Origin of the sequence: Alistipes sp. ZOR0009 (assembly GCF_000798815.1) — a bacterium.
GTDB lineage: Bacteria > Bacteroidota > Bacteroidia > Bacteroidales > ZOR0009 > Acetobacteroides.
The window spans coordinates 81,871-94,121 of sequence record NZ_JTLD01000110.1; the positions used below are offsets into that span (position 1 = coordinate 81,871).

Genomic DNA, 12,251 nt, shown 5'->3' on the forward strand with positions numbered 1-12,251 from the left:
GATACGGATATCCGGATGCTTGATACCGCTTTTTAAGACAGCCTCTCTCCTTTTTTACCTCCGAGCAACCAAGCTACAAGCTAACCTCAAAATGAGCAGACTTGCTCACCTTGGTGCTTGCTGCAGCTGCCATAAAGAGGTAAACATGCGCCTTTTGCGCTGGTAGCAACTCGTGAACGGTGTAGGAAATGGAGCCACTCGAACGAACAACATCACCTCCAATAATGTAAACCAAATCCACCTCGTGCAGTAGCACCACCATGTAAACCTGATCGTCGGGATCGAGCCCATCAACGTCGGAGTTATCGCTCCAAACCGCCTTAATGGTACGCGACACCACGCTAACCTGCAAGTTATTAAACGAAATTAAGCTACCATCACTTACAACTAGCTTACTATAATCTACCACAAAATCGGGAGCCTCGCCTACCACCCCACTGCTATAAAGTATCCCAAATGCAACATTCTGAGGTTTACTCCCGTTGCAAAGATTTCGAAACCCAATAGCAAAAACCGGTGTTAACGGTGAAATCAAACGCTTTAAAACACCAAACTTACGGCGCTGATTAAGCTGACCTTCTGTTGCTTTTTTACCACTACGATACCCGGCAGAGCGCATATACGCCTTACCATCGCGAACTGAACCAACAACAGTACCTACCTTACCGATGAATCCACCAAGGATTCCTTGAATTATCTTACCCATAACTTTAAATTTTAATGGGTTAACAATAAAAACTACATCGTCTCGAACGGTGGTACTGAAGGTTCCTAAGCCGTGATGTGGAGTGCTGTGCAGAAGTTGTGAGCGCTTGTTATCAATCTCCCAACATTTGTTACCATCCCTCCATCAATCGTATCGGTTCCTCCATGGCTTGGCTACGTGTAGGCTTGCTGTACGAAAGGTGTGTCCTTGTTGTTTCGAACACCTGGCTACTCGGAGGCAACAGCGCCCATAGCTTTACCACGCATTCCCAGCGCGATGTCGATACAAGTATAGAGGCACAAAGCAAGGAATATCCTGAAGTTTAACAAGTTTGTACACCTACATACAGTTGTGAGCAACATCTGTACAAAGCTGAACAGAAGAAAATGGCGATTAAAAGAAAAGATATAGCTAGAGGAGGTGTTGAAATAAAAAGGAAAGCAACCGATAATTGACACCTGCTAGCTGGCAATACGGCCAGAGGCCTTGGCTACAAAACATCTAACATGCAGGCAAAGCTTGCGCCACATAGCCCGACGGCGGCACAGCCGACCGCCGAACGTGCGCTGATGTAGGTGCTGCTTAACAAGATGTAAAATCTAGGTTAAACGCGATTTGTCTCTTTAAGCCTTTGGATGTCGCTGCACTTAAAGCAGGGTTTGCCGTTTCGGTCGTACTTGGGAAGTTTACCGCTTTTAATGTAGTTGTAGAGGGTAGTACGCGAAATTCCAAGAATTTTTAAAGTTTTCGTCAGACCAACATATTCGTCGGTAGGACTGGCCGAAGAGGGAGCCTCCTCTGCACAACATGAATCGAGATAGCCCCTTAAGCAAGGAATTAGCATATCGCCACCAGGGTGTTGGGTGTAGAGAGTTGGAGAGATGGCGTTAATGAGCATTTCTGCTGTACGAAAGCACTCCACACACTGCATATTTGCGGGGTTATGAATACGAGTCACCTCGTTGTAGAGGTTAACCAAGGCGTAAGCTGCAGCTGATGTAAACGGGAAATTTTGCTGGTTGCTATCGCCGTTAAGCGTGTCGAAAAGGCTATTTGCCTCGTTGTAGAATTCGTAGAGGTAAAGATGCACCAGCTCGGGAGAATGGGCTTTGCCAACCATTTTGGAGAGCAGCGCATGGTATCCCTTCGAGAAGTTAAGAAAGAGCTGCGCGTAAAACTCATCGTTAGGCGACAGGTAGGGCATCGATACGGCCCAGCAAGTTCCTGGATGAAGGGCTTCGCTATCGTGCAGGCCATCCATCTGAGCTATAAAATGTAGCATATCTGCCGAAAGATCAACCGCCCGCTGCCTGCAGAGCAGCGAAAGCGCAGCAAAGTAGCTACGGGGTGTGTGGCACTGACGTAGCGAAAGGTTGAGCATCTCGGAGGGGGTAATCGCTGCCGAATTGGCGCACACCACCAGTGGGCGGAGCGGTCCAAACAGAAAATCGCGAAAAACGGAAAGCGTCATACTACAGCACCTATTAGAGAAACCAAGGCTTATCGCCCACCGCCTCGGGAAGCAAGCTGCTATTGAAATGCATGTAGAAATCGGCCAAAAGGCTTGGGTAAAGAATGGTTACGGGCATATTCTGCCTACTAATCGACTTCCAGTACATCCCGCTAAAGTTGTACACCTGTTGTAGCAGCATGTTAACCCTATCAGGCCTATCAATTAGTCCGGGCTGGTTGGCCTTAAGCGTAATCCTAAGGGGAAAAGGGTTTCCCTTTACCGCCATGGTGCCAGCATCGAAGCGAGGGGTGTTAAACAGCAGGTAGGAGCTATTACGAAGCGACACAACCGTACCGCATACTGGCATCAGCGACTCCACCGACTCGTCGAAGCCAATAAAGTCGCTGCTCTCGGTCCTATTTATCTTTAGTATAACAACCGGAATTTTTAGCTCCATTTTGTCGAGCACCTCCTCTATGGGCTGCAGCTCGCGGTTGCTCATATCCTTATAGAAATGGATGACAAGACGCTTTGGCTTGCCATGCTTTTCGCAAAACTCCACGATAGCACGCTGAATGCTACCAGCCAGCAGCCTAATGCTAGTCTCGGGAAAGGCTTTATAGCCCCTAAAATGGCCATCGCCAGCAAAGCTACAGGTGCTACCGATATAGCGCACCATCCGCCCCTGCTGCTTAAAAGCGCCTATCCCCACCACCAGCTCCTGACTATCGGGAACAGCCAGCGTCCAAGGAATAGCCCCTAGCTTAGCCAGCATGGCTACCTGAATGTTGGGAATAAAGTAGCAAAAAGCGCTGCTATCCATCTTCTCCCGCTCCAGCACTTGCGATACGATACCCCGCTGAAGCAGCTGCTGCTTAATCTGAAAATAGACGTTTTTGGCCACGGGGTTAGCGGTAACCTTAGAGATTGGCGATATGTAAATAGCAAAGTAGCTGGTATTAGGGCTCAGCACCATAGCGCTTAAAGCCTTCTCGACATCGGGAAGCGGGTTGGTATCGTCGGTAATAATAATGTTATGCTCCTTTGAGTAGGATGCCAGAATACGAGCATACTTCTTTAGCGAGTTAGCCGAATCGCCCTTAAGCTCGTTGTGCAACTTCATGACCCTATCCCTATCGGCTTCGCTGTAAATAATAAACAGCTTTACGTGATTGTTGGGAACCCTAACATAAGGCCCATAGGTGGCCATCCCCCTGTGAAAATCGGTATGCACCCCACCACCACCAAACCTGTAAGCTCCCCCTACATTGTCTATTTTGCTAACTAACCCATTCTCTGTAGCATCGAACCATTGCCCGCTATGGGGAATGATAGCCAGGAAGCCATCGGTATCTAGATACTCCCTTTTAAAGCAGTTAAGTATGGTGTGGTAGTGCTTGTAACGGTTAACAATAGGTCTACGAGCAAAGCGAACGCCCAGAGAGGCACACAGCGAGCCTCCTAGCTTAGGGTAAACCAGGTCGAGGTTATCAGCTACCACATCCGGCATGTTCGAATAGCGAAAAAGCCGACCATTGTACACCACTTGGGTAAACAGCTCGGAGTCGGCACCCCGATCGAGCAGCTCGCTAACGCTATGCTTAAAGATACAGGAGATACCTCTGTACGAAACGTTGAGTAAGGGGGCGCTACGCCTATCGTTGGTGAATATTTTAAGATTAAAACGGCGGTAGGCCTTCGAGGTGTCGGTATTCTCATCGACAGCAGGAATCCAAATCTCCACATCGTCGACAAACGAGCTACCGACAACCACTCCATCCACACCCCTAAAGTAATCCTTTATACGGATGTTTAGGTAGGTACGGTAGAGCGAGAAATCGTCGGCAAAGGTAACCAACACCGGAGTGGCATTCTCGAACTCCACATCGAAACGGGTATAGAGCTTACCATCTACACATCTGTCGGTATTCAACTTCGATTTTACCCCCTCGGATAACGAAGAGAGATGCAAGGTGACAGCACCCTTTACAGGAGTCACAGAAAAGTAGAAAATAGCCGCAGCTTCCTTTGGCATAAAAGGTAGAATATTTAAAACTAGCTTTGCCATTCGCTAAAACATTGTGTTAAAACTCTATAAAGTTAACTGATGATTTTGTATGCACAAAGAAAAATAGGTAATATTTTCAGCATTGTGCAAGAAAATATTGTAAAACATGCTAGGAGTATATCAAAAGCACCAATAAATGCGGTTTGCGAGGGGTAAGTGTGTGTGTGGAAAGCATGCCTCAGACTATCAAATGCAAATTAAGGATTCAAAGTACCCCTTGTACGGCTACGGCTATCTATCCAAAGGCATACGTTAGCCTACAGGCAGCCTGAATGATGCTATGTGAATATCAGTAACGGCTCAGCACCCTTGGAATTACAATACGCGACACACGACACACGTATCACGAAAACCGAACAAAAATCGTTTAATTGCCATCAAATATAGCTGGCGTAGGCCTCGTGATTAACTCCGTTGAGCTCGCTGCGCTTCGGTTGGTCTCGCCGACTTTCAGCTCTTGGTACGTGCTTCGTAATACCATACAGAGATGTTGAGTTGCTTCGAATATTAGAGAGTTCAATTAGGCAAAGCAAAAAAACATTCACTCCCCCTTATCCGAGGAGTGGCCTAACGCTAATCGGACGACGTTCGACTATTAGACATCTACGATATAGTCATGTTAGATAACTTATTAAAACCAACTATCATGCTATAAGAATTCAGCACTAAGCAAACTCTTAAATCTCATATAATCAGGGATTTCGCTTTTACCATCCTGTCCTTTTTGATAGAAGATTTGACGACAGCTATTGGGTAAAAAGCATTTCATGAATTTGCTTTGAGACGCGAGCATCGCGTCTCTACCATCGTTTTATGGGCGTAGCAGGGTAGAGACGCATTGTATGCGTCTCTTGACGGTAATCGCGCGGTCTTAAAAGAGAAATCACTGTCATATAATGCGTTATACTAAATAAAACGGAATTAGCTGATACCGCTAATCCCTTACAAACATTTACTACCTCTTATGGCATGCAGGGCAGCAATGCTTGCACCCATCTACGTTAGAGTAGTATTCGCGGGCCTTTTTTAGCGCATCGGCACAGCCCGAAAAGTAGCCTAACCCCATTCGGTTTTCTGAGTTTGGCATCCAAGCACATCCACTCTTATGAACCTCGTGCTCGCCGGTAGCTTGTGCCACCTTGTTTACATAGTAATAATCCATAGCTTATCAGTTTAATGATTGGTAATTCTCAACATCTACTCGTCGCCATCTACCTTAATCGGTAGCAGGTGTACAATAACACCAACCTGATTTTCCGGGTGCTCCTCTGGGCTAACCCTATTAATACGAACATCAAAAATATGGCTGTAGCCCATCTCGCATAGCTTCGAAATTTCTCGGTTGTCGGTTCTAGGCACATAACCTATTTTATGCCCATTAAAGTAGATGGCAACCGCCTTTGCATCGTACCTGTTATTTGGTTCCCTCTCCAAGCTGAGCTTTGCTCCTACCTTTAGCAAATCGAATACTAACGCTCCATCCCAGTAGGTAAATCCGGCCAAATGAAAGTTGGCAAAGTGTAATCTTTCCATACGAACAATTAGTTATAGCACTCAGCACCCATGGAATCACGATACACGACACACGTATCACGAAAACCAATCAAAAATCCTTTAATTGGCCATTAAATATCGCTGGCGTAAGCCTCGTGATACCATACAGGATGCCGATTTGCTTCAGTTATTTTAAAAGAACAATAAGAAATGACGCTCTACGAAAGGCTGTGAGTGTTACTGTTTTAAGACATCCTGAATTTTAAACTCAAACACATACTCATTTTTAACATCCTCCATTACAACAGGTAGAAGTATCCTTATACTTTGACCAACAACCGCTTGCTTAGAGATATCAAAGTTGCTGAGATCGATCTTAAAATTGAAGAGATCCAGCTCTCTCCAGCCACCATACTTCCCGCTTACATAGTAGATATTATCCGTTGGAATTATTACATCATTTAGGCTAGCACCTTTAGGAACCACACTTGCAGGCTGAGAGCTATTTCTATCAATATACTTCACCCCGCTATGCATTACTCTACCCGACTGCCCATTGACGTTAATGTAAACCACATCGTCCCAAGGTATTTTTATAGAGTGCCCCGACTTATTTTTTAGCCCAAAAGCAAGCTGAGTACGGCCAACGTACCAGGTGACATCTAGGTAGTCGTCTTCGTACCTATAGTTAGTTTTACCCTCCTTTTCGAGGCTTACAATCTTTGTCTGGCCATACTGCCTTTTAGCGTCGGCTGGAGCCTCAACATTCGACAACCCGACCTTATACGAAACTGCAGGACCAAAGCCACAAGAGCCTAGAGATAGAGCCATAGCAGCTATAAAAAAACAGCGCTTCATACCATTACGTTTTAAGTTTTACTTGCACGGTACAAAGCTGACAACCAACTGTGCAGCCAACATGCACAGGTAGCTGTAGATTTAGCAACAAACACACACCTATAACAAAATCAAATTGTTACCTTTTACAAAAAAGAAGAAACTGCAATCAATGCTAAGAAAAGCAGGAAATCAGAATCTCCAATTAGTTGTTTTGAGACAAACGCGCGCAGGGCTGCGACGTGCAAGGTAGAAATGCGATGTACATGCTTCTCTGCTCCTCTTTTTGAGGAGGCAAAAGGGCATACGCAGACAAAGGCAGCAGCTACTTAATTATATAAAAAAAACTAGTGGGAATTAAAGGTTTATAGGAAATGATATCTCCTTACTTCTCGCTCTTCGGGCGTACTATAAACCTTCGATGCCTACGGCCTCCCGAAGAATGAACGAGAAGGTGATCTAGCCATTTTAATGATCTACCCTACACCCATCCACCCCACCATAAAGCCAAAAACATCGTCGAACGATTCTTTTGCGATAGATATTAATGGTAGGCATCTCCATGTATTTCGCTTTTAACCTTCAACGTTAGCTGGGTAGAAATTAAGCGGGGATCGCTGGAGATGTACGAAGTTAAAAAGATGAGCTTAAGCACCATTTTTTCCATATTATAATCGAGGAAGCCGGGTTCTAAGGCTGGCGCAAGCTATTCATTTAACCCCTTGTAACTTCCTGTAACTTCGTCTAACTTCTGCTGTTTTAAACGCGAAATCCCTATAGGCACATCCACCGATTTCGTTATAGAACCATAATTTGGCTACATTTACAGCAATTACCACCTAAATATATTTTCTAACTAAGATGTCAACCAATAAAAATGCCACCATCCGCTATCAAGCACTGGACAAATGCTTTCGTAATACTGGCCGCAAATACTTTATCGAAGATTTAATTGAGGCTTGCAATGAAGCCTTGCTGGATGTAGACAGCCAATCCAGCGGAGTAAAGCGGCGGCAAGTTTTTGAAGACATAAAATTCATGAAGGATTCGAGGGGCTACGAGGCTCCAATAGAATCCTATCGCGATGGCAAAAAAACCTACTACCGCTATTCGGATACCCAATTCTCCATTAACAGCCAACCGCTTAATGAGCAGGAGGCCTACCAGCTGAAAGAGTCGCTAGTAACACTTTCCCGCTTTAAGGGCCTACCTCAATTCAACTGGATTGACGAGATTATCGCTCGCTTAGAGCATACCTTTAAGCTCAAGTCGCAGCAGGTGGCCATTTCATTCGAGGAGAATCCTTACCTAAGAGGCACCGATTACATCAGCATTCTTTTCGGCTATATCATTAATAAAATACCGCTTACGATTAACTATCAACCCTTTTCGAGGACAACACCGCTGATACATACCATTCATCCCTACTTTCTGAAACAGTATAACAACAGGTGGTTCTTGCTTGGCCTTAACGATGAGCTAGATCGTATTACCAATATTGCGCTTGACAGAATTACCTCTATTGAAGAGGCCAAAATCACATATAAGGAAAACAACAGCTACGACTTTGACGAATACTTCGACGATGTAATTGGAGTATCTGTTCCTGCCGATGGGAAACCTGAAAAAATAGTGCTTCGAGTTGACAACTCGCTTCTACCGTATATCAAAACAAAGCCCATACATGGCTCCCAAAAAATACGACAGATGGGTGATGCGGATACCATTGTGGAGCTAAAGCTCATACCAAACTACGAGTTCGAGGCGGTTATATTTTCGCACTCCGATAGGATTGAAGTTGTGGAGCCTGCCAGCCTGAGAGCTCCGCTAAAAGAGAAAATAGAACGACTTGCAAAAAGGTATAATTAAAATTAGCTGTGCACGTCAACTGCACAGACATCGACTATCTTTACCAAATCATAAATCAAGACTTCTACCATGATTACTGGAGAGCTTAAATCGCAAATAGACCAAATATGGAATACCTTCTGGACGGGAGGAATCACCAACACCATAACCATCGTTGAGCAGCTTACCTACCTCATCTTTATCAAAGACCTCGACGAGAAGGAGAACCTAAACGAGCGTAAGGCCAAGCGTGGCTTTAAGTACACCCCAATTTTTGGTCCCGACCAGCAGAACTTCCGTTGGAAAAACCTTAAGGAGATGGAGGTGAATGCCCGTCACAATATATTTGCCAATACCGTAGATGGCATCTTCCCGTTTATCCGCAACCTAGGCGAGGAGAAGAGCCTCTTTAGCACCCACATGCGCAACGCCTCGTTTGGCATCTCCAAGCCACAGGTGCTCGACACCGTGATGGAGAAGCTCGAGGGCATCGACATGACCAACCAGGATACCAAGGGAGATATCTACGAGTACCTGCTCTCCAAACTCGAGGGTGGTGGCACTGCTGGCCAGTTCCGCACCCCTCGCCATATCATCAAAATGATGGTAGAGCTTACGAAGCCTACCCTCGCGGATACCATCTGCGATCCGGCCTGTGGAACTGCTGGTTTTCTGGTTGCTGCCAAGGAGTACATCGACCATAACAACTCGGTTACCGATATCGACAGCAAGGCCGAGCACATCTCCAAAAAGATGTTTAACGGGATGGAGTTCGATGCCACCATGCTCCGCATTGCATCGATGAACCTATACCTCCACGGAGTTGGCGAGCCGCACATTATGGATGTGGATGCCGTTAGCAAGGACAACACCGTTGCCGATGCTTACACCCTTATTCTGGCCAACCCTCCATTTAAGGGTACCATCGATAAGGATAGCATTGCCGTAGGGCTTAAGAACGTTACCGACACCTCCAAAACCGAGCTGCTGTTTCTGGCGCTCATGCTGCGCCAGCTAAAGGCTGGTGGCCGCTGCGCTGTTATTGTCCCCGATGGCGTGCTCTTTGGTAGCGGCAAGGCTCATAAGAGCCTGCGCGAGGAGATTGTTGCCAACAACAAGCTCGAGGCCGTTATCTCCATGCCAAGCGGCGTGTTTAAGCCCTACGCTGGTGTAAGCACCGCCATCCTCATCTTTACCAAAACCGGAACAGGAGGTACCGACAAGGTGTGGTTCTACGACATGCAGGCCGACGGTAAAAGCCTCGACGATAAGCGCAACCTGCTGGTGGACGAGGATATCTTCAACACCTTTGCCGTTCCCAATACGCTCAGCGCCGAGGAGAAGGCGAAGCTGCACGCCAGCTTCAACATCCCCGACATCCTTGCCCGCTACCCACACCGCGCCACCGATAGCCGCGCCCGTACCGAGCAGAGCTTTCAGGTACCCTTCGCCGAAATTAAGGCCAACGATTGGGATCTCTCCATCAATAAGTACAAGGAGATTGTGTATGAGGAGGTGAAGTATGAGTCGCCTAGCAGTATTCTCTCAAGAATACAACAACTAGATAATGAAAGGAATAATTTATTAAAAATGCTTTCAATAAATAGTATAGAATAATGATTAAGTTAAATAAAATAATTACAATCATTGGAGGTGGCACTCCTAGCAAATTAATATCTCATTATTGGAACGGGAGCATACCTTGGGCTAGTGTAAAAGATTTGCGTAGTGATTATATCGAGAAAACTATTGATTCAATTTCACTAGAAGCAGTATCAAATAGTGCAACTCAAATTATTCCTAAAGGGTCAATAATTATAGGAACTAGAATGGCCGTTGGGAAGGTTTCTATTAATTTAGTAGATTTGGCAATAAATCAAGATTTAAAAGCAATAATTTGTTCAGATAAAGTATTTTACAAATACTTATTTTATTTTTTCAAGTCAAAAGAAGAGTGCTTAAATAGTCTAGCGAGTGGAGCGACTGTCAAAGGAATTAAATTAGAACATATCAAAAACCTCGAAATCCCCCTCCCCCCATTAGCCACCCAAAAGCACATTGCCGACATCCTCGATGCCGCCGATGCTCTACGCCGCAAAACCCAGCAAATTGTCGACAGCTACGACGAGCTCGCCCAGTCCCTCTTCTTGGAGATGTTTGGAGACCCTTTCAAAAATTCGAAAAACTGGGAACTGATTGAATTTGAAAAACTTGGTAGTTTAGATAGGGGAAAGTCAAAACATAGACCCCGAAATGCACCTGAACTTTTGGGAGGTTCACATCCATTGATTCAAACTGGGGATATTGCCAATGCTCCTTTATATATAAAGAATTATAAATCTACCTATTCAGACATTGGACTTGCCCAAAGCAAGAAATGGCCTAAGGGCACTTTATGCATTACTATTGCAGCAAATATTGCTAAATGTAGTATTTTGTCTTTTGAAGCATGCTTCCCCGATAGCGTTGTAGGATTTATACCTAACGATAAAACAGTGAATGAATATATTTATTTCCTTTTATCAATACTTCAGGGCTCTATTGAAGAGTTAGCACCGGCTGCAGCACAAAAAAATATTAATCTCAAATTTTTAAGAGAATTACAAATTCCAACTCCTCCAATAGACCTCCAAAACCAGTTTGCCAAAAAGATAGCGCTTATAGAGCAGCAGAAGGAGCTGGCCAGGCAGAGCCTAGCCGAAAGCGAGAACCTCTTTAACGCCCTACTGCAAAAGGCCTTTAAGGGCGAGCTGGTACCCGAGCCACAGCCCGCCGAGCAGGCCGTGTAGCGCCATAAAATACAAAAGCAGAGGTTAGAGGCCTCTGCTTTTTGCTTTGTGCTATTGGGCATTTCGTGATACGAGCGTAGTAATACTAAAATCAAACGGGTTTAACTTACTCCCGTTAAAAAAATATTTCTCTAAAAAACCTATACTCAAAGCACAAACAACTTTATTTTTATATTTGTTAAACAAAAGGCAATGTTAAAACACCAACAAGTTTAGTTATAACTAAACAAAATGAATACATTTGCGTTACATAAAATAGAAGAAATTGTTGGCCGTCTCGAAGTATTCAAGCTCACGGTAGATGGAGAGTGCGAGTACGACAGCTTCGAAAGGGAGGTTGAGGCGGAAGGCTCCTACCTCTCCGAGCTAACCACCATACAGGTTCGCCTACAGGAGATGGCCGAGCTAAAATCGCTTCCGGATACTAAATTTAAGGACATTACCCCAGAAAAGGAAAAGGTAAAGGAGTATGAAGTAAAAACTAAGCACCTTAGGGTCTACCTACTTCACGACGTTCCTAATGGTAGGGTGATTGTCTGTGCGGGGAAAAAGACCAGCCAAAAAAAGGATATTAAGCACTTCAGAGAGGTAAAGAAAAGATATTTAGAAAACAAAAAGTAACCAGCTATGAAAACAAGGGAAGAACTTATAAAAACACCGGAATACTGGTTCGAAACTATTCAAAACGAAATTTACAGGCAGCTTGCCGAATATATGGAAGCTAACAATATTTCCCGTACAAAGCTAGCCGAAGAGATGAAGGTCTCCAAAGGATACATCACCCAAATACTTAATGGCGACTTCAACTGCTCGCTGCGCAAGCTTATAGAGCTGTCGTTGTTTATCGACAAAGCTCCGGTAGTTGAATTTAAATCAATTGAATCAGTTATACAAGAGTACAACGCAAAGGTTGAAATACCCTACAACGCTATAATCGACAAAAGAGCCACAAGCGCTACAGTTCAATCTGCGGCAGCTGTCAATAGTAATATCTCCATTGCCTACTCCGTATTTGCCAAAGTAACCGAAGAAGAAAAAAAAGATAAAGCCGCTTAA

Annotated in this window: 11 protein-coding genes; 5 read left to right on the top strand and 6 right to left on the bottom strand. The window is 44.8% G+C overall.

Going from position 1 to position 12,251, the window contains the following annotated elements; all coding sequences use genetic code 11:
• Positions 1-73: 73 nt before the first annotated feature.
• The 6 genes from L990_RS19480 to L990_RS16925 all read right to left on the bottom strand — a co-directional run bounded on the left by L990_RS19480 (position 74) and on the right by L990_RS16925 (position 6,579).
• Positions 74-706 carry a DUF6266 family protein gene (locus L990_RS19480; protein WP_052181109.1) on the bottom strand — a complete coding sequence of 211 codons (633 nt, stop codon included), beginning with the start codon at positions 704-706 and terminating at the stop codon, positions 74-76.
• Between the two features lie 604 nt (positions 707-1,310).
• Positions 1,311-2,177: a helix-turn-helix domain-containing protein gene (locus tag L990_RS16905; RefSeq protein WP_047451871.1), complete on the bottom strand. Its 867-nt coding sequence runs from the start codon at positions 2,175-2,177 to the stop codon at positions 1,311-1,313.
• A 13-nt stretch (positions 2,178-2,190) separates the two neighbouring features.
• Positions 2,191-4,227, bottom strand: coding sequence for a Piwi domain-containing protein (locus L990_RS16910; protein ID WP_047451873.1), 2,037 nt, complete (start codon positions 4,225-4,227; stop codon positions 2,191-2,193).
• A gap of 955 nt (positions 4,228-5,182) precedes the next feature.
• Positions 5,183-5,389, bottom strand: coding sequence for a hypothetical protein (locus L990_RS16915; protein WP_047451874.1), 207 nt, complete (start codon positions 5,387-5,389; stop codon positions 5,183-5,185).
• Between the two features lie 35 nt (positions 5,390-5,424).
• Positions 5,425-5,760, bottom strand: a complete 336-nt coding sequence (locus L990_RS16920) for an HIRAN domain-containing protein (RefSeq protein WP_047451876.1) — start codon at positions 5,758-5,760, stop codon at positions 5,425-5,427.
• 198 nt (positions 5,761-5,958) lie between these two features.
• Complete coding sequence (locus tag L990_RS16925; protein WP_047451879.1) at positions 5,959-6,579, bottom strand: hypothetical protein; 621 nt, start codon at positions 6,577-6,579, stop codon at positions 5,959-5,961.
• Between the two features lie 840 nt (positions 6,580-7,419).
• Here L990_RS16925 and L990_RS16930 point away from each other — a divergent pair.
• The 5 genes from L990_RS16930 to L990_RS19485 all read left to right on the top strand — a co-directional run bounded on the left by L990_RS16930 (position 7,420) and on the right by L990_RS19485 (position 12,251).
• Complete coding sequence (locus tag L990_RS16930) at positions 7,420-8,427, top strand: helix-turn-helix transcriptional regulator (protein ID WP_047451882.1); 1,008 nt, start codon at positions 7,420-7,422, stop codon at positions 8,425-8,427.
• Positions 8,428-8,496: 69 nt separating this feature from the next.
• Entirely contained in the window at positions 8,497-10,023 is a 1,527-nt protein-coding gene (locus L990_RS16935; RefSeq protein ID WP_047451885.1) for a class I SAM-dependent DNA methyltransferase, read from the top strand.
• The gene (locus L990_RS16940; RefSeq protein ID WP_052181110.1) at positions 10,023-11,195 is read left to right on the top strand and encodes a restriction endonuclease subunit S; all 1,173 of its coding nucleotides are present in this window, start codon (positions 10,023-10,025) and stop codon (positions 11,193-11,195) included. Before L990_RS16935 ends, L990_RS16940 begins: the two co-directional genes overlap by 1 nt.
• Before the next feature lie 231 nt (positions 11,196-11,426).
• Positions 11,427-11,816 (top strand): hypothetical protein, encoded by a 390-nt coding sequence (locus L990_RS16945; protein WP_047451889.1) that lies wholly within the window; start codon positions 11,427-11,429, stop codon positions 11,814-11,816.
• 6 nt (positions 11,817-11,822) lie between these two features.
• Positions 11,823-12,251 (top strand): helix-turn-helix domain-containing protein, encoded by a 429-nt coding sequence (locus L990_RS19485; protein WP_052181111.1) that lies wholly within the window; start codon positions 11,823-11,825, stop codon positions 12,249-12,251.